Genomic DNA, 18,139 nt, shown 5'->3' on the forward strand with positions numbered 1-18,139 from the left:
CGTCGCCGCCGGCCTGCTAGCGCTCTGACCGCGCCACCGAGCGCAGCGCCCGCCACTGCAGCGCCGCGAACCCCGCGACGGTGGCGGCCTGCATCGGGATCCACACCAGCCCGACGGTGCTCGGCTCGAACCAGACCACCATCGCCACGACGCTCAGCACCGACCACAGCAGATTCGCGTCCACCAACACCTTCACCACCGCCGCCGACGGCACCCGCCGACTCGCCAGGAACCCCACCCCGGCACCGAACAGCAGCAGGAACGCCCCGATGTCCAGCAGCACCATCCGGTCGATCCCGAGCAACTCCCCGAGCGGCCCCGAGAACGCCAGGTAGGCGAGCCCGTTCCCGCCGGTCACCACGGCGTCCAGCGCCAGCACCTTGCGCAGCCAGCCCTGCCCTGCGTCGGTCGAACGAGCAGTACCGGCAAGCGAGTTCACAGCCATGACGAACAACCTCCGAGTGGTCGGTAGGCCCTCCCGGGGTCCTCCCCGGCGGCCTGAGACCAGCCTGCCGGGCGGGCGCGTCAGGGTCGATTACCCGTCAGGTAATGCGGGCCGAGGCGTCAGCCACGCTGGATTCCGGTGGTGTCCAGCAGCAGCCCCCTGCGCCCGTCCTGGGTCCGCACCAGGAACGCCTCTCCCCGCCGCTCGACCGCCAAGTGCCAGACCCCGACCTCCAGTTGCGCCACCTGCGCCAAGGAGCCGTCCTGCCCCAGCAGCGGACGCACCTCGGGCACCGCGAACCAGAACGGCTCGAAGTCGGGCTCGGGCTGGGCCAGCACCGCACCGGCGAGCCGCTGGACTCTGCGCAGGGTGCGCTCGACCATCTCCTCCGCCACCGTGCTGCCGGCGCGCTCGAGCTCCTCTGTGTCGCGCAGCAACCCGATGCGCCCGTCCTGGGTCCGCACCAGCAAGCCCTCCTTCCGCTGCTCGACCGCCAGATGCCAGACGCCTGGCGCGAGCACCGCCGCCGTGGTCAGCTCCCCGTTCAGTGCCAGCAGCGCACGCCGCCGGGGCACCGCGAACCAGAACGCGTCGAACACCGGCAGCGCGTCCACCGGGGCTTCCGGCGCGCTGTCCCCGCGCTGGATCCACCCGGTGTCCAACAGCAGCCCCCTGCGACCGTCCGGGATCTGGGCGAGGAAGGCCCCACCTCGCTGCTCAAGCGCCAAGTACCAGACGCCCGGTACGAGTTCCGCCAACGGCGTCAGCGATCCGTCCTGCCCCAGCAGTGGACGTTTCTCCGGCACCGCGAACCAGACCGGCTTGAAGTCCGGATCGGGCTCGGCCGCCATCGCGTTCGCGATGCCCTGCGCAGTCTGCACCATCTCCCGGACCCGGGTTTCGGTCTCCAAACGGACCTGCTCCGCCTCCTGGCGGACCTGCTCCGCGTGCTTCTCCAGCTCGGCCAGCCAGACCGCGGGCTCGCTCTGCGGTGAGAGCGGTGAGGCCAGGTCGAGCGTGGGCGACGGCCGGACCACCGGCGTCCTGGCCCGGTTGCGGGCTATCACGATCAGCCCACCGGCGTTGCGGTTGCGCTGCTGCGGCAGCGGCCGGGACTTGGCGGCCAGCACGCTGTGCAGGTGCCGGTAGAGGAAGCCCATGTCGAGCAGATCGGGACCGCCCGGCACCCCTTCGGCCAGCGTGGTGATCAACTCGCCGGTGAACGCCGTGTACTGCTCGTCGGGTGGGGACAGCGCCGGGCGGGTCTCGGCGGACGCCGTCAGCAGGCAGGTCCCCTCGACGACGGCCCGGTCCGCGATCTGCGCGCCCGCGCCCATCTTCCCGACCAGGGCCCGTCCGCTGTAGCAGCAGTCCAGGATCACCACGGTCCGCTGGGCCCGGGCCTGCGGGTCTAGCACCGCCCTGCGCAGGTACTCGTACCGCAGCGAGGTGTACTCGCGCTCGCGGTCCGAATCCGGCAACGCCAGGTACAGCTCGTCGGTGTGAGGATCCGTCAGCCCGTGCCCCGCGTAGTAGATCAACAGGGTGTCCCGGGCCTCCCGGGCCCTCTCCCGCACCGTGTCGAGCACCTGCCCGGCACTGGTCGGCTGCGAGATCACGGTGCACGCCTCGCCGGGGAGCCCCCACACCGCGGGATCGGTCAGCACTCCCTTCAGCCCCGCCAGGTTGTACGCGACCGCCGGCAGGTTCTCCAGGTTCCGGTAGCCGTGAACCCCGACGAGCACCGCCTGCGAGCGGGCCGGGTCCGACAGCTCGGTCACCGCTGCTCGGTCTCCCCACCCGCTACGGCGCCGTCGTTCCAGACCCGCAGGATCCGCTCGACCTCCTCGGGCGAGGCGTCCTGCAGGGTGACCACCACCCCGTTCCGCTCCAACCGCACCTGCGGCGGCCGCGACCGCGAGCCCCGCCAGGCAGCCACCGCAGTGACCAGACTGCCGAGGGCGATCCCGTTGGCGATCACCACATTGACGATCTCCAGCGCACCCTCGCCCATCTGACCCGGCGTCATCCCCCCGCCCCGCAGAGCCACTTCGGCCCCACCCCGCAGTTCGGACTCCGCCACCAGCCACCGGTAGAGCGACGCCGCGAAATCGGCCCGCTCGTCTTCCGAGCCGCCCTCGCCGAACGTGAGGCTGACCTCCACCCCGGTTCCCTTCCCCCGAATGCTCCCGGCCCTCATGCTAGGGGACGACAGAGACCCACGGGCCAGGAGCGAGCGCCTCGGCCTCCCCGTGCGGGCCACCGGCACGCCGAAGGGGACCGGCCGACGGCCGGTCCCCTTCGTGAGCTACTGCTCAGCTATGCCTGACGTACCGTCAGCTGCAGCCGCTGGTCGAGCCGCAGCCCTCGCAGAGGTAGCAGCTGCCCGCGCGGCGCATCTTGGTGCCGCAGGAGAAGCAGAGCGGAGCGTCGGCGTTGAGGCCGAGCTGGATCTCCATCAGTTCGGTGGAGTTGTGCGCCTGGGCCGGGGCGGCCTTCGGGGCCTCCACCGGGACGGGCTTGGGGGTGGCGATCGGGGCGGACTGCGCGAACGACTGCACGTCCACATCCGCGTCCTCGGCCTCGATCGGCTCGTAGGAGCCGGTGTCGAGGTGACGCTGACGCTCCTCGACCGAGTGGATGCCGAGCGCCGAGCGGGTCTCGAAGGGCAGGAAGTCCAGCGCGAGGCGGCGGAAGATGTAGTCCACGATCGACTGCGCCATCCGCACGTCCGGGTCGTCCGTCAGACCGGCCGGCTCGAAGCGCATGTTGGTGAACTTCGAGACGTACGTCTCCAGCGGGACGCCGTACTGCATACCCACGGACACCGCGATCGAGAAGGCGTCCATCATGCCCGCGAGGGTCGAACCCTGCTTGGACATCTTCAGGAAGACCTCGCCGAGACCGTCGTCCGGGTAGGAGTTCGCGGTCATGTAGCCCTCGGCGCCGCCCACCGTGAAGGAGGTGGTGATGCCGGGACGGCCCTTCGGGAGGCGCTTGCGGACCGGGCGGTACTCGACCACGGGGGCGGGGACGGCCACGGCCTTCTCCTCCTCCTTGGTCTTCTTCGCCGAGAGCGGCTGGCCGACCTTCGAGTTCTCGCGGTAGATGGCGAGCGCCTTCACGCCGAGCTTCCACGCCTCGAAGTAGATCTCCTCGACCTCTTCGATGGTGGCCACGGACGGCATGTTGACCGTCTTGGAGATGGCCCCGGAGATCCACGGCTGGATCGCCGCCATCATCCGCACGTGCCCCATCGCGGAGATGACCCGCTCACCCATCGCGCAGTCGAAGACCGAGTAGTGCGCGGGCTTCAGACCGGGCGCGTCCACCACGTTGCCGTGCTCGGCGATGTGGGCGACGACCGCCTCGATCTGCTCCTGCTGGTAGCCGAGGCGCTTGAGGGCGCGCGGCACGGTGTTGTTGACGATCTGCATCGAGCCGCCGCCGACCAGCTTCTTGAACTTGACCAGGGCGAGGTCGGGCTCGACGCCGGTGGTGTCGCAGTCCATCATCAGGCCGATGGTGCCGGTCGGGGCGAGCACCGAGGCCTGCGCGTTGCGGAAACCGTTCTGCGCACCGAGGGTCAGCACCTCGGCCCAGGTGGCGGTGGCCGCGGCCCAGACCGGGGCGTCCAGGTCGTCGTACGAGACGGCGGCGGCGTTGGCGTCCGCGTGCTGCCGCATGACCCGCTGGTGCGGGGCGGCGTTGCGGGCGTAGCCGTCGTACGGGCCGACCACGCCGGCGAGTTCGGCGCCGCGGCGGTAGGCGGTGCCGGTCATCAGCGAGGTGATGGAACCGGCCAGCGCGCGGCCGCCCTCGGAGTCGTACGCGTGGCCGGTGGCCATCAGCAGGGCGCCGAGGTTGGCGTAGCCGATGCCGAGCTGGCGGTACGCGCGCGTCGTCTCGCCGATCTTTTCGGTCGGGAAGTCGGCGAAGCAGATCGAGATGTCCATCGCGGTGATGACCAGCTCGACCACGGCCGCGAAGCGCCCGGCGTCGAAGGAGTCGTCGTCGCGGAGGAACTTCATCAGGTTGAGCGAGGCGAGGTTGCAGCTGGAGTTGTCCAGGTGCATGTACTCGGAGCAGGGGTTGGACGCGTTGATCCGGCCGGACTCCGGGCAGGTGTGCCAGTGGTTGATGGTGTCGTCGTACTGGATGCCCGGGTCGGCGCAGGCCCAGGCCGCCTCGGCCATCTTGCGGAACAGCTTCTTGGCGTCGACGGTCTCGATGACCTCGCCGGTCATCCGGGCCCGCAGGCCGAACTCGGTGCCGTTCTCGACCGCCGTCATGAACTCGTCGGAGACCCGGACCGAGTTGTTGGCGTTCTGGTACTGGACCGAGGTGATGTCGTCGCCACCGAGGTCCATGTCGAAGCCCGCGTCACGGAGGGCGCGGATCTTCTCCTCCTCCTTGACCTTGGTCTCGATGAAGGCCTCGACGTCCGGGTGGTCCACGTCCAGGACGACCATCTTGGCCGCGCGGCGGGTGGCGCCACCGGACTTGATGGTGCCGGCCGAGGCGTCGGCGCCGCGCATGAAGGAGACCGGGCCGCTGGCGTTGCCGCCGGAGGAGAGCAGCTCCTTGGAGGAGCGGATCCGGGAGAGGTTCAGGCCGGCGCCGGAGCCGCCCTTGAAGATCATCCCCTCTTCCTTGTACCAGTCCAGGATCGAGTCCATCGAGTCGTCGACGGCCAGGATGAAGCAGGCGGAGACCTGCTGGGGCTGCTTGGTGCCGACGTTGAACCAGACCGGCGAGTTGAAGCTGAACACCTGGTGGAGCAGGGCGTAGGTGAGCTCGTGCTCGAAGATCTCGGCGTCGTCCGCGGTGGCGAAGTAGCCGTTCTTCTCACCGGCGGCGCGGTAGGTGAGCACCACCCGGTCGATGATCTGCTTGAGGCTCCACTCGCGCTGCGGGGTGCCCACCGCGCCGCGGAAGTACTTCGAGGTGACGATGTTGACCGCGTTCACCGACCAGGAGTCGGGGAATTCGACGCCGCGCTGCTCGAAGTTGATCGAGCCGTCACGCCAGTTGGTCATCACCACATCGCGGCGTTCCCAGCTGACCTGGTCGTAGGGGTGCACGCCCGGAGTGGTGTGGATGCGTTCGATCCGCAGACCGCCCTTGGGTGCCTTGCCGGCCCCCTTGGCAGCCTTCGACCCGCGTGCAGACCCGCTCGTGGTGTCGGTCACTTCTCGCTTCTCCTCTTGGGCAAATCCCCCGATATCCCAGTATGCGTGGGAACTGAGGGCGGACGACGGTGTTCAGCGGGCCGTTTTCGGGCACGCCGGACCGCCCCGGACGACTGGCACAGGTCAGTCGGTCAGGGTGCGGTGGAGAGGACGGCGACGTCCTCGGTGGGGAGAGGACGCTCACCGCGGAGTTCCGCGATGGCGGCCTCGAAGTCTTCGAGATCGTCGAAGGCGCGGTACACCGAGGCGAACCTCAGGTACGCGACCAGATCCAGTTCCTTGAGTGGGCCGAGTATGGCCAGACCCACGTCGTGTGTCGAGAGCTCCGCGCTGCCGGAGGCCCGCACGCACTCCTCGACCCGCTGGCCGAGCTGGGCGAGGGCGTCCTCGGTGACCGGGCGGCCCTGACAGGCCTTGCGGACACCGCTGATCACCTTGGACCGGGAGAACGGCTCGGTCACCCCGCTGCGCTTGATGACCATCAGGGTGGCGGTCTCGACCGTGGTGAAACGACGGCCGCAGTCGGGGCACTGGCGGCGGCGACGGATCGAACTTCCGTCGTCGCTGGCCCGGGAGTCGACCACTCGGCTGTCCGGGTGTCGGCAGAAGGGGCAGTGCACCGGGGGACTCCCTCTCTGAACGACATCGCAACGGACTCGCACACTCTACACGGACCACTAGGGGTGGGCCCAACGGAGAACCTAGGCCCCTACATGTAGTGGTGCGCCGCCGACGCGCCGCGACGGGGTGAAATTTCTCCGACCCGTGAAATAGACTGCGCAAGTCGAACACTTAAGCGATGTACACCCAGAGTCTTGATCGAGTCAGCCGACTTCGAATAAATTCACTCGAACGTGTGTTTGGCGCAACCTTTCGATAGGGGCACCAGTTGAGCTGGGCAAAGGGAGACCTGTCGGAAGGAAGCAGCCGTGAACACCGTCGAAGCCAAGACCTCCATCCCGGTGCAGGAGCGCCCCGCGCGCACCGCTGAGCAGGAGAGCGTGGACCCCACCATGAGCCGGAGCCAGCCCATCGAGCACTCCGCCGCCCAGGACGACGTCCTCGGCCAGCCGACCCCGACGCGCTCCATGCCGGGCCGCCCGCCGGGCATCCGCACCGACGAAGCCGGCCTGACGGAGCGCCAGCGCCGGGTCATCGAGGTCATCAGGGACTCGGTGCAGCGCCGGGGTTACCCGCCGTCGATGCGGGAGATCGGCCAGGCCGTCGGCCTCAGCTCGACCTCCTCGGTCGCGCACCAGCTGATGGCGCTGGAGCGCAAGGGCTTCCTCCGGCGCGACCCGCACCGCCCGCGCGCCTACGAGGTGCGCGGCGTCGAGGTGGCCAGGCCGAACACCGCCGAGGCGGCCGGGCGTCCTTCCACCTCGTACGTGCCGCTGGTCGGCCGGATCGCCGCCGGTGGCCCGATCCTGGCCGAGCAGACGGTCGAGGACGTCTTCCCGCTGCCCCGTCAACTGGTCGGCGAGGGCGAGCTGTTCGCGCTCACCGTGCGCGGTGACTCGATGATCGAGGCCGCCATCTGCGACGGCGACTGGGTCACCGTCCGCCGCCAGCCGGTGGCCGAGAACGGCGACATCGTGGCCGCGATGATCGAGGGCGAGGCCACCGTCAAGCGTCTCAAGCGCGAGGACGGCAAGATCTGGCTGATGCCGCACAACCCGGCCTACGACCCGATCCCGGGGGACAACGCGACCATCCTGGGCAAGGTCGTCGCGGTGCTCCGCCGTCTCTGACACACCGTTCGTCGCACCACTGGGAAAGGGCCACCCCGAGGGGTGGCCCTTTCCCGTGCGGTCACGGACCGTGCGTGACGACGGCTCAGCCGCGCTTGGCCACCGGGCGCACCGGCGGCGCCGAGGCGTCGATCGCGGCCAGCGAACGGCGCACCTGGTTGCGGTCGTCGGTGTACCAGAAGTCCGGCATCGAGGAGCGGAAGAAGCTGCCGTACCGCTTGGTCGCCACCCGGGGGTCGAGCACCGCGACCACGCCCCGGTCGTCGGCCGCGCGGACCAGCCGGCCCGCGCCCTGGGCCATCAGCAGCGCGGCGTGGGTGGCCGCGACCGCCATGAAGCCGTTGCCGCCGCGCTCCTCGACGTCCTTCTGACGGGCGCTCATCAGCGGGTCGTCCGGGCGCGGGAACGGGATCCGGTCCATCACCACCAGCTGGCAGGCCGAGCCCGGCACGTCCACGCCCTGCCAGAGCGACAGGGTGCCGAACAGGCAGGTGGTGGCGTCCGAGGCGAACTCCCGGATCAGCTCGCCGAGGGTGTCCTCGCCCTGGAGCAGGATCTTGTGGTCCAGCCGCTCGCGCAGCGCCTCGGCGGCCGCCTTCGCCCCGCGCATCGAGGAGAACAGGCCGAGGGTGCGGCCGCCGGCCGCACCGATCAGCTCGGTGAGCTCGTCCAGCATCTCCGGGCGCTCCGGGTCGCGGCCCGGGTCCGGCAGGTGCCTGGCGACGTAGAGGATGCCCTGCTTGGGGTACGAGAACGGCGAGCCGACGTCGATCCCGCGCCAGTACGGCGGGGTGTCCTCGCCGTGCACCAGCTCGGGCTCCTCGGGCGAGCGCGCGTCCGGCAGCCGGCCCTCCCCCGGCAGGCCGACCGAGGCGGCCACGCCGTTGAAGTCGCCGCCGAGCTTGAGGGTGGCCGAGGTGAGCACCACCGAGCGCTCCTTGTAGAGCTTCTCCCGCAGCAGGCCCGAGACGCTCAGCGGGGCGACCCGGAGCGAGGCGGTGCCGGGGCCGAAGCGGTCGCTGCGCTCGATCCAGATCACGTCGTACGCGGAGTCGGAGAGCAGCCGGTCGGCGGTCTCGTGCAGCGACTCGGCCGAGGCCATCGCCTGCTTGCGGACCGCGTCCTCGTCGGTGAGCGCCTTGTCCCTGGTCTCGCCGAGCGAGGTGATGACCAGTCGGGCGGCGTCCCGGATCGCGGTGACCGCGTAGGCCAGGTACTCGGGCAGCTCGCCCTCGACCCGGCCGGGCTGGGCGGTCTCCATCAGGCCGTGGTAGTTCTCCGCGGCGGCCTGGAGCGAGTCCACCGCCTTCTCGTTGGCCAGCCGGGCGGCTCGCTTGACCGCCCGGTTGACCGCGCCGACGGTGAGCTCGCCGGTGGCGGCGCCGGTCACCCGGTTCACCAGCTCGTGCGCCTCGTCGACGATCAGCAGGCCGTGGTCGGGCAGCACCGGGGCGCCCTCGATCGCGTCGATCGCCAGCATCGCGTGGTTGGTCACCACCACGTCGGCGAGCTTGGCGCGCTCGCGGGCCGCCTCGGCGAAGCACTCCTGCCCGTACGTGCACTTGCTGGCACCCAGGCACTCCCGGGAGGTGACCGAGAGCTGGGCCCAGGCCTTGTCGGAGACACCGGGCGAGAGGTCGTCGCGGTCGCCGGTCTCGGTCTCGTCGGCCCACTCGCGCAGCCGGATGACGTCCTGGCCGAGCTTGCCGGTCGGGCCGCCGAGCGCGTCCACCGGGTCGAACAGGCCCTCGCCCTCCTCGCTCGGGGTGCCCTCGTGGGCGCGGTGCAGGCAGAGGTAGTTGGACCGGCCCTTGAGCATCGCGAACTGCGGGCGGCGGCGCAGCACCGGGTGCAGCGCGTCCACCGTCCGGGGCAAGTCCCGCTCCACCAGCTGGCGTTGCAGCGCCAGGGTGGCGGTGGCCACCACCACCCGGTCCCCGTGCGCGAGCGCGGGGACCAGGTAGGCGAGGGACTTGCCGGTGCCGGTGCCGGCCTGGACGAGCAGGTGCTCGCCGCTGCCGACCGCGTCGGCGACGGCCTCGGCCATCGCGACCTGCCCGGGGCGCTCGACGCCCCCGACGGCCGTCACGGCGGCGTGCAGCAGCTCGGGGAGCGCGGCGCGGGAGACGGGGGCCGGGGCCTCGGCGGCGCCGGGCAGGGCCTGGGGTTCGGAGTCGTTCGTCATGGCCCGCCCAGCCTACGACGTGGGGGTGACAATCCGGCTCTGCTGCGGGGGCAGCCCGGTCGCCCCGCCGTAGTGCAGCGGGTTGTCCACCTCGCCGTGCACGGCGGCGTGCGGGCGGTGGGGGCGGTCCCGGTAGCCGTCCAGCAGCAGCCGGTTGCGGTTCAGGCAGAGCCGGTCGATCCGGGGGGTGAAGAGGTCGAAGAGCTTGAAGCGTTCGCCGAGTTCCGGGAAGCGCCGCTGGTAGGCGGTGATCCGCTCGCGCAGCAGCTCCCAGAACTCGGCCTCGGAGACGCCGAGCTGGGCGTCGAAGAGCGGCGCCAGGTAGCGGAACACCCCGATGAACAGGCCGGAGTGCAGGAACTGACAGAGGTACTCGGGCGGCTCGCGCAGCAGCACCTCGCCCACCTCGGCCGGGAGGCCGCCGAGTTCGGGCAGGTCGCGGTCGCTGATGTTGACGTCGTCGACGAAGTCCTTGACCGCGAGCCGGGCGGGCGCGTCGTGCTGGTCGAAGACCACGATGGCGTTCTCGCCGTGCGGGGAGAAGACCGTGCCGTACCGGTAGAGGAAGTGCAGCAGCGGCGGCAGCATCACCGCGAACAGCCGGCGCAGCCAGTCCCGGGCCGGCAGGCCGGAGCGGGCGACCAGCTCGGCGACCAGCGCACGGCCGTCCGAGCCGACCTGGAGCAGCGCGGCCAGGGTACGGCCCCGCTCGTGCGGGGCGAGGTACCGGCCGAGCGGCTCGCGCCAGATCGCGCCGAGCAACTCCTTGTACTGGTACGGGACTTCCGGCAGCTCCCGGTAGACCGGGTGATCGACGGTGACCGAGGCGATCTCGCCGAGCAGGATCACCCGGCACTCGTCCCGCAGGAACGGGTCGCCGTCCCGCAGGCCGTGGATCCAGGCGGTGACGGCGGGGGCGGCCAGCGTGCGTTCGGTCGGCAGGCCGCGCCAGACCAGGGTGTTGAGCACCGAGAGCGGCAGTTTGACGGTGCAGCGCTCGGGCCGGCTGAGGTTGAAGAAGCTGCGGACGGACTGCTGCGGCAGCCGCAGGTCACCGTCGCTGGGCAGCGGGACGATCTCGCCGGAGGCGATCCAGGGGGCGAACAGCGGCAGGATCACCTCGTCCCACTGCCAGGGGTGCACCGGCAGCAGCAGGTACTCCGGGCCGACGCCGGACCGGAACTCCGGGCTCAACTCCTGCTCGTACAGGTCCGGTTGTCCCCGGAACTCGGCCAGCCGCCGGTGCACCGCCAGCCACGGCAGCCGCTGCGGGCTGCGCGCCTCGGGGGCCCAGGCGGCCAGGTCGCGGGCCGACAGGCCGAGCCGGCCCTTGTTCGGGACGATCCACGGGTGCCCGGTCTGCCGCCCCTCGAGCCCGACGTGGTCCAGCTCGGCCAGCTCGGCGGCGGTCAGCTCGGTGGCCAGCTGGCGGGCGTCGGCGAGCAGCGTGGCGGTCAGCTCGCGGATCAGGTGGCCGAGGGTGTCCCCGGGCAGCCCGAGCTCCGCCCTGGCCAGCTGGAGCAGCCGCAGCGGGTCCCCTTCGGGGTCGGCCCGGCACTCCACCGAGGCCGGGTCGACCTGCCAACTGCCGTACGCGCCACGGCGGGCGGTGAACCGGTAGACCGCCTCGGGGAGGTCGAGCCGGTAGCCGGCGCCGTCCGGTACCGGGGTGAGCAGCTGCTCGTAGGCGAACTCGCCGAGCATCTTGGCGAGCATCGCCCGGCGGGCCCGCCGCCAGTGCGCGGCCGTCAGCTGGGGTGGCAGGTGGAGCTCGGCGGGAGGCTGCTGCGGCACGGTGGCCCTCCGGAGGAGTTCAGCGGGTGACTGGGGCGGCACGGTTGCCCTCCTGCGGGCGCGGGAGGGCGGGAGCGGGAACGGGAGCGGGAACGAAAGGCGTGGGCGGGGCGAAGCTGGTCCAGGCGGTCCGGGTGGGGAGCCGGTGGACGGTCCGGCCGGTCACCGCGTTCAGGATCACGGCGGCCCGGTGCGCGCCGAGCCCGAGGTCGGGGGTGCCGACGCCGTGGGTGTGCAGTTCGGCGTTCTGCACGTACAGGCCGCCGGTCAGCTCGGGCCTGGTGGCCACCCGGTGGTCCAGGCCGACCCGGAACCGGCCCTGCTCGTCCCAGTCCACCAGCTCGGCGACCGGGTCGAGCAGGGCCGGGCGGACCGCCCGGTAGCCGGTGGCCAGCACCACCGCGTCGGTGCGGATCACCTGCTCGGCGCCCGAGTCGACCTGACGGCAGATCAGTTCGAAGCCGCCGCAGGGTCCGGCCAGCGCCTCGGTGACGGCGGTGCCGGGCCGGATCTCCACCGGGTCGGCGTCCAGCGGGCGGCCGATGGTCCGCTCGTACAGCAGGTCGTGGATCTCGGCCAGCGTCTCGGCGCTGGCCGCCTTGTGCAGCTGCCACTGCTCCCGCACCAGCCGGTCCCGGACGGTGGGGGCCAGGCCGTGGAAGTGGCGGGTGTAATCAGGGGTGAAGTGCTCCAGGCCGAGCTTGGAGTACTCCATCGGGGCCAGCGCCCTGGTCCTGGTCAGCCAGCGCAGCCGGGTGCCGTCGTCGCCCCGGGTGCGCAGCAGGTCGAGGAAGACCTCGGCGCCGGACTGCCCGGAGCCGACCACGGTGATGTCCCTGGCCCGGTCCAGGCTCGCCCGGCGGTCCAGGTACTCGGCGGAGTGCCAGACCTGCGGGTGGCCGCGCAGGCCGGCGAACGCCTCCGGGTGCACCGGGGTCGTCCCGACACCGAGCACCACGTTGCGGGCCCAGACCTCGGTGCCGCCGGCCAGCGCGCGGAACAGCCGGTGCCCCGGGTGCCAGTGCAGCTCGGTGACGGCCGCGCCGAACCGGCAGTTGACCAGCCGTTCGGCCGCCCAGCGGCAGTAGTGGTCGTACTCCCGGCGGGCCAGCTGGAAGCGCTCGGCGAAGTAGAACGGGAACAGCCGGTCCTGGTCCCGCAGATAGTTGAGGAACGACCACGGGTTGGTCGGGTCGACCAGCGAGACCAGGTCGGCCAGGAACGGCACCTGCATCCGGGCCCCGTCCACCAGCATCCCCGGGTGCCAGCGGAACTCCGGCTTCGCCTCGCAGAACAGCGCGTCGAGCCCGCCGACCCGGTCGGCCAGCGCGGCCAGCGAGAGGTTGAACGGGCCCAGGCCGACGCCCAGCAGGTCGTACGCCACGGGCTGTTCGTCGGACGCCTCGGGCTGCGGGTTGTCCATGTCGTCCTAGGGGGTGTGTTGACGGGTCATTGTTGACGCAACATCAGGGCGGCCCGCTTCTCGGGCAGCTCCAGCTCGGCCACCGGGTCGAACCCGGCCCGCCGGAAGGCCCGCAGCGACGGGGTGTTGCGCAGGTCCGGCTCGGCGACCAGCCGGTCGCAGCCGGGCTCGGCCAGCAGCCGGTCGGCCAGCGCGGTCAGCAGCAGGGCGCCGATCCCCCGGCCGCGGTGGCCGGGCGGGCCGAGCAGCAGGTGCAGCCCGAGGTCGCCCTGCCCGGCGGGGTAGTACCCGGCGAGCCGGTCCACGTCGGCCCGGTAGAGCTCCCAGTAGCTCATCGGGGTGCCGTCCAGCAGCCCGAGCAGCGGGCAGCTGTGGCTGTCGGGCCCGAGCTGCGGGGCGATGTGCCGCTCGGTGGTCTCCGGCGGCCCGGCCAGGTCCCAGTACGCCGCCACCGCCGGATCGTTCATCCACTCGGCCAGCAGCGGCAGGTCGGTGGCGAGTTCGACCTCCCGGAGCTCGAACTCGCCCACGGCGGTCCTCATCCGGCCACCACCGGGTTCGGGATGTCCACGTAGACGGACTGGGTGGCGACCGGGCCGACCAGTTCGTCCATCCCGTTCAGCCGGGTCAACAGGTTGGCCTTGCAGTGCAGTTCGGGGCTGTCCAGCAGCAGCGCGGGCAGCCCCGAGCCGGTGGCGGCGGCCGGCCGGCTGCCGAGGAAGCCGCGCAGGGCGGCCAGCAGGACGGTCTCGTCGGCCAGCCGCTGCGAGCCGAAGGCGCCGATCAGGCCGAGCACGTGGTTGATGCCGAGGTAGTAGGCGAAGTGCTTGTCGATCACCCGGTCCTCGACGAAGGTGTCACTGGCCCGGCCGACCCCCGGCAGCCGGGCGTCCAGCCGGTCGGCGAACGAACTGCGGAAGTAGTAGCCCTGGTTGTCCCGGTACCGGCCGCCGGCCGGCCAGCCCGCCTCGTCCAGCAGCACCAGGCTGTTCTGCTGGTGCGCCTCCAGGGCGATCCCGGCCCGGCCGTCCAGCCACAGCACCGGGAGCACCACCGCGTCCAGGTAGCGCAGGAACCACTCGGTGGCGACGGTGTGCACGGGGCGCCCGCACCGCTCGGCGAGCGTCCGGACGGTCCGGCCGAGCAGCGAGTCGACCCGCTCGCCGAACGGCTGCTCGGCGACCAGGCCCGCCACGCAGAACGCGCGTTCGCGCAGGCCGAACGGCTGCTGCCGGAGCACGGTGTCCAGACCGTTCGGGTCGGCGCCGCCGGGCAGGTCGACGCCGATCCAAGCCGGGTCGCGGACGATGTCGAAGCCGGGGTGGGCGGCCCGCCACTCGGCGCTCAGCCCGGCCTCCAGCAGCCGGTGCACCTCCAGGCCCCGGTGCAGCTCCTTGCGCAGGTTCTCCCGGCGGGAGTTGGTGATCCGCAGACCCAGCGAGAGCTTGAGCATCCACGGCGTACCGGGGCGGCAGACGGTACGCACCGAGGAGGTCGGGTGCCACTCCTCACCGTGCTCGCCCAGGTCGTGCAGCGCGCCGTCCGCCAGCAGCCCGGCCACCTCGGGGCGGAGCGCCAGCTCGCGGGCCTGCCAGGGGTGCAGCGGCAGTGCGGCGGTGCCGGGCGGCAGCACGAGCCGGTCGCCGAGCAGCCGGGCGGTGATCTGCTCGGCCGGGACGCCGACCGCCGAGCCCGAGGCCAGCAGCTCCCGGTCGACGGCGTACCAGTGCAGCCGGAACGAGCCGTGCAGCTCGGGCGAGTACGCGGCGCTCTGCGCCGGTCCGAGGCCGTCCCGGCTCTTCGGGGTCGGGTGCAGCGGGTGGCCCAGCAGCAGGGCCTGTTCGGCGGCCAGGAACGGCCAGTCGGGGCCAGTGCCGGTCCGGCGGCGCTCCAACACCTCGGCGGTGCGCAGCACCGAGTCGGCCACCCGGGCGGCCAGGTCGGTCAGTTGACCCGCCTCCGGCCGTTCGGCGGTGGCACCCGCGACCAGGGTGGCCACCGTCACCACGTCCACCGGCAGCCCGGCCAGGGTGACCTCGCCGAACCGGTGCCAGCCGGTCGGCGACCAGTACCGGACCACCGCGGTCAGCTCGACCGCACCGCCGAGCACCGGCACCCGGAGCGTCCCGTCCGGCCCTGGCCTGGCCCCGGTCTCCCGGGCCCAGCACCGCAACAAGCTCTCCACCCCGGCCTGTTCGGCGGCCACCGCCGGGTCGGCGTCGAGCAGTCTGTCCTGGGGCCGTGGATGGACGACGGGCGGGACTCCAGCGAGGGCGACGGTGCTCAAGGCTGCTCCTTGGGGCGAGCGTGGGTGCGGGCGCCGGGAGTTGGGGGGACGGCCGAGGCTCGCGAGACCGAGGGCGCCGACAGGCCCTAGAGAACTGGCCGCCGGCGGGTGATCACAAGATCAGCTCACTCGTTGTGGTGAATCCCCACCGATCACTCACTCGTTGGAGTGGTCCGCTCCGGAACGACACGGCCACCGTGATCGGGCCCGACCGCCCGGCGATGGGACAATCGGCCTTCGACACAGGGGGAGCTGGGAGTCATGCGGTCGATATCCAGAGGCACCACGGCGGTACTGCTCGGGCTGGCGCTGCTCACGGGGTGCAGCGGCACACCGTCCGAGGACTGGCGGCTGCCGACCGCCGTACCGACCCAGTGGCGGGGCGAACTGGCCCAGCGCTGGCAGGAGTTGAAGACCTGGCGGGACGAGGACTGGGACCGCTGGGCCCGCCAGCACCTGTTCGAGAACCCGGTGGTCCGGGACCTCTGGGGACCGGAGCGGATGGTCGACGCCCCACCCCAGCAACCGGCGCCGCCGGTCGCACCGACCGCCTCACCCTCCCCCGCCGACCCCGAGCCGGGCCCGGTACCGGCCGTCCCGGTGCCCCGCCCGTACACCCGCTACCCGGCCTCCGGGAAGGTGTTCTCCACCGCACCGGGCGGCGGCACCGGGCAGTGCTCCGCCACGGTGGTGGCCGACCCGGCCCACCCCGGGCGGAGCAACCTGGTCTGGACGGCCGGCCACTGCGTGCACGAGGGCAGCGGCGGCGGCTGGTTCAAGAACCTGATCTTCGTCCCCGCCTACAACAGCTCCGGCGCGGCCGCCGAGAAGAAGAAGGCCACCCTGGCCGAGGTCGCCCCGCTCGGCCAGTGGTGGGCCGACAACGTGATCAGCTCACCGCAGTGGATCGCCGAGGGCGGCCACAGCGGCAACGCCGCCAACCAGTACGACTTCGCCGTCCTCAAGGTGCACAACCCGGACGGCGACGGCCGCTCCCTGGAGGAGACCGTGGGCACCGCCGTCCCGGTCTGGTTCGACGCCCCGCGCGAGCAACTCGCCATCTCGGTCTGGGGCTACCCCGCCGTCAAGCCGTTCGACGGCCGCGAACTGTACCGCTGCGACAGCGGCCACCCGGCCCGGCTGTCCTTCGACGCGGCCCGGCCCCCGATGCACACGGTCGGCTGCACCATGACCGCCGGCTCCAGCGGCGGCGGCTGGTTCGCCACCATGCCGGACGGCCGCCAGGCCCTGGTCAGCAACACCTCGATCGGCAACCTGGCCCACACCGCCCTGAACGGCCCGTACCTGGAGGACGTGGCCCGGCAGACCTTCGACCACCTCTCCCGGAAAAACTAGCGCAACCACAACAGGGGCTCGGGGAACTGCGACGCCGACCTCGTACAAGGTCGCATCCCGCGTGCATGGTCAGGCACTTTCGCCTTTTGACCCGCACGCCAGATCTCGTCGCCGTTCCCCGAGCCCCTGCGGAGCTCGGGTCTCAGCCCTGCGTGACCACCGCGTACTTCTCCAGCTCAGCCGCCAGCTCCGCCGCCACCTTGGCGTGCAGCAGCGTGCCCTCACCCGTGTGCTCGGTGGAGATCGGCTCACCCTCCGCGTGCACCCGGGAGACCAGGTCACCGCGGGTGTACGGGATCAGCGCCTGCACCTCGATGGCCGGCCGCGGCAGCTCACTGTCGATCAGCTGCAGCAGCTCTTCCATGCCCTGCCCGGAACGGGCCGACACCACGATGGCGTGCGGCTCGCGCCGCAGCAGCCGCTGGAGCACCAGCGGGTCAGCTGCGTCGGCCTTGTTGATCACCACGATCTCCGGCACGTTCTGTGCCTCGACCGAGACGATCACCTCCCGGACGGCGGCCAGCTGGGTCTCCGGCTCGGGGTGCGAACCGTCCACCACGTGCAGGATGAGGTCCGCCTCGGCGACCTCCTCCATGGTCGAACGGAACGCCTCGACCAGGTGGTGCGGCAGGTGCCGGACGAAGCCGACCGTGTCGGCCAGGGTGTAGACCCGGCCGCTCGGGGTCTGCGCCCGGCGGACCGTCGGGTCCAGGGTGGCGAACAGCGAGTTCTCCACCAGGACACCGGCGCCGGTCAGGCGGTTGAGCAGCGAGGACTTGCCCGCGTTGGTGTAACCCGCGATGGCGACCGAGGGGACCTGGTTGCGACGGCGCTCCTGGCGCTTGGTGTCGCGGCCCTTCTTCATGTCGGCGATCTCCCGGCGGAGCTTCGCCATCTTCTCGCGGATCCGCCGACGGTCGGTCTCGATCTTGGTCTCACCGGGACCACGGGTGGCCATGCCACCACCGGAGGAGCCGGAGCCACCACCACCCATCTGCCGGGACAGCGACGCACCCCAGCCACGCAGTCGCGGCAGCATGTACTGCATCTGCGCGAGCGAGACCTGCGCCTTGCCCTCCCGGGACTTGGCGTGCTGGGCGAAGATGTCCAGGATCAGGGCAGTCCGGTCGACCACCTTGACCTTGACCACGTCCTCCAGCTGGATCAGCTGACCCGGGGTCAGCTCACCGTCGCAGACCACGGTGTCGGCGCCGGTGGCGGCGACGATGTCGCGCAGCTCCCGTGCCTTGCCGGAGCCGATGTAGGTCGCCGGGTCGGGCTTGTCACGGCGCTGGATCACACCGTCGAGCACCTCGGAGCCCGCGGTCTCGGCCAGGGCGGCGAGCTCGGCCATGGAGTTCTCCGCCTCCTCGACCGTGCCGTCGGTCCAGACGCCCACGAGCACCACGCGCTCCAGGCGGAGCTGGCGGTACTCGACCTCGGTGACGTCCTGCAGTTCGGTGGAGAGACCGGCGACGCGGCGCAGCGCGGCGCGCTCGCTCCGGTCGTACTGCTCCCCGTCGTATCGGTCGAAGCCCTCGTCGTTCGCCGCGAGGTCCTCGTCCATCAGGGCTTCCGCCCGGAGGTCCGACAGTCGGTTGCCTTGGCTGTCGGAATTGCTGCGGCTCTCGAACGTGGAGGTCAATCTCATCCTTAGGTAGATCGGGAAGGGCCGGTGCGCCGAGCGCACCTGGGAGTCTGCCCCG

12 protein-coding genes and 1 pseudogene are annotated in these 18,139 nt (G+C 71.7%); 2 read left to right on the top strand and 11 right to left on the bottom strand.

The window, feature by feature from the left end; genetic code table 11:
* Nucleotides 1–16: 16 nt before the first annotated feature.
* The 5 genes from F4556_RS10355 to nrdR form a co-directional block, all read right to left on the bottom strand.
* A complete protein-coding gene (locus tag F4556_RS10355) occupies nt 17–445 on the bottom strand; it encodes a hypothetical protein (protein WP_184913627.1) in 429 nt (142 codons plus the stop codon).
* Between the two features lie 119 nt (nt 446–564).
* Nucleotides 565–2,226: a caspase family protein gene (locus F4556_RS39705; RefSeq protein ID WP_184913629.1), complete on the bottom strand. Its 1,662-nt coding sequence runs from the start codon at nt 2,224–2,226 to the stop codon at nt 565–567.
* Complete coding sequence (locus F4556_RS10365) at nt 2,223–2,609, bottom strand: effector-associated constant component EACC1 (RefSeq protein ID WP_184913631.1); 387 nt, start codon at nt 2,607–2,609, stop codon at nt 2,223–2,225. Before F4556_RS10365 ends, F4556_RS39705 begins: the two co-directional genes overlap by 4 nt.
* 172 nt (nt 2,610–2,781) lie before the next feature.
* Nucleotides 2,782–5,637 carry a vitamin B12-dependent ribonucleotide reductase gene (locus tag F4556_RS10370; protein ID WP_184913633.1) on the bottom strand — a complete coding sequence of 952 codons (2,856 nt, stop codon included), beginning with the start codon at nt 5,635–5,637 and terminating at the stop codon, nt 2,782–2,784.
* Nucleotides 5,638–5,768: 131 nt separating this feature from the next.
* The gene (gene nrdR, locus F4556_RS10375) at nt 5,769–6,257 is read right to left on the bottom strand and encodes a transcriptional regulator NrdR (RefSeq protein ID WP_184913635.1); all 489 of its coding nucleotides are present in this window, start codon (nt 6,255–6,257) and stop codon (nt 5,769–5,771) included.
* Between the two features lie 456 nt (nt 6,258–6,713).
* Between nrdR and lexA the strand changes: the two are divergent.
* Nucleotides 6,714–7,388 (top strand): annotated as a pseudogene (lexA, locus tag F4556_RS10380) (transcriptional repressor LexA); the annotation flags it as partial.
* Between the two features lie 85 nt (nt 7,389–7,473).
* Here the strand turns inward: lexA and F4556_RS10385 are convergent.
* From F4556_RS10385 to F4556_RS10405, 5 genes are read right to left on the bottom strand one after another with little or no spacing between them, the layout of a single operon-like run.
* Nucleotides 7,474–9,573, bottom strand: coding sequence for an ATP-dependent DNA helicase (locus F4556_RS10385; RefSeq protein WP_184913637.1), 2,100 nt, complete (start codon nt 9,571–9,573; stop codon nt 7,474–7,476).
* Nucleotides 9,574–9,585: 12 nt separating this feature from the next.
* On the bottom strand, nt 9,586–11,367 hold the full coding sequence (locus tag F4556_RS10390; RefSeq protein WP_376775679.1) for an IucA/IucC family protein: 1,782 nt from the start codon (nt 11,365–11,367) through the stop codon (nt 9,586–9,588).
* 19 nt (nt 11,368–11,386) lie between these two features.
* Nucleotides 11,387–12,790: a lysine N(6)-hydroxylase/L-ornithine N(5)-oxygenase family protein gene (locus tag F4556_RS10395; RefSeq protein WP_184913639.1), complete on the bottom strand. Its 1,404-nt coding sequence runs from the start codon at nt 12,788–12,790 to the stop codon at nt 11,387–11,389.
* Between the two features lie 26 nt (nt 12,791–12,816).
* Nucleotides 12,817–13,332, bottom strand: coding sequence for a GNAT family N-acetyltransferase (locus F4556_RS10400; protein ID WP_184913641.1), 516 nt, complete (start codon nt 13,330–13,332; stop codon nt 12,817–12,819).
* On the bottom strand, nt 13,329–15,077 hold the full coding sequence (locus F4556_RS10405) for an IucA/IucC family protein (RefSeq protein ID WP_184913643.1): 1,749 nt from the start codon (nt 15,075–15,077) through the stop codon (nt 13,329–13,331). Before F4556_RS10405 ends, F4556_RS10400 begins: the two co-directional genes overlap by 4 nt.
* 261 nt (nt 15,078–15,338) lie before the next feature.
* Here F4556_RS10405 and F4556_RS10410 point away from each other — a divergent pair, with 261 nt between their 5' ends.
* On the top strand, nt 15,339–16,433 hold the full coding sequence (locus F4556_RS10410) for a trypsin-like serine peptidase (protein WP_184913645.1): 1,095 nt from the start codon (nt 15,339–15,341) through the stop codon (nt 16,431–16,433).
* A 142-nt stretch (nt 16,434–16,575) separates the two neighbouring features.
* Here the strand turns inward: F4556_RS10410 and hflX are convergent, their stop codons facing one another.
* On the bottom strand, nt 16,576–18,084 hold the full coding sequence (gene hflX / locus F4556_RS10415; RefSeq protein WP_184913647.1) for a GTPase HflX: 1,509 nt from the start codon (nt 18,082–18,084) through the stop codon (nt 16,576–16,578).
* Nucleotides 18,085–18,139 lie beyond the last annotated feature (55 nt).

It is taken from the genome of Kitasatospora gansuensis, from assembly GCF_014203705.1.
Classification (GTDB): domain Bacteria; phylum Actinomycetota; class Actinomycetes; order Streptomycetales; family Streptomycetaceae; genus Kitasatospora; species Kitasatospora gansuensis.

Coding starts and splice junctions, on each gene's coding strand:
- F4556_RS10355 (WP_184913627.1), bottom strand. CDS start 445: ATGGCTGTGAACTCGCTTGCCGGTACTGCTCGTTCGACCGACGCAGGG.
- F4556_RS10385 (WP_184913637.1), bottom strand. CDS start 9,573: ATGACGAACGACTCCGAACCCCAGGCCCTGCCCGGCGCCGCCGAGGCC.
- F4556_RS10395 (WP_184913639.1), bottom strand. CDS start 12,790: ATGGACAACCCGCAGCCCGAGGCGTCCGACGAACAGCCCGTGGCGTAC.
- F4556_RS10400 (WP_184913641.1), bottom strand. CDS start 13,332: ATGAGGACCGCCGTGGGCGAGTTCGAGCTCCGGGAGGTCGAACTCGCC.
- F4556_RS10410 (WP_184913645.1), top strand. CDS start 15,339: ATGCGGTCGATATCCAGAGGCACCACGGCGGTACTGCTCGGGCTGGCG.
- hflX (WP_184913647.1), bottom strand. CDS start 18,084: ATGAGATTGACCTCCACGTTCGAGAGCCGCAGCAATTCCGACAGCCAA.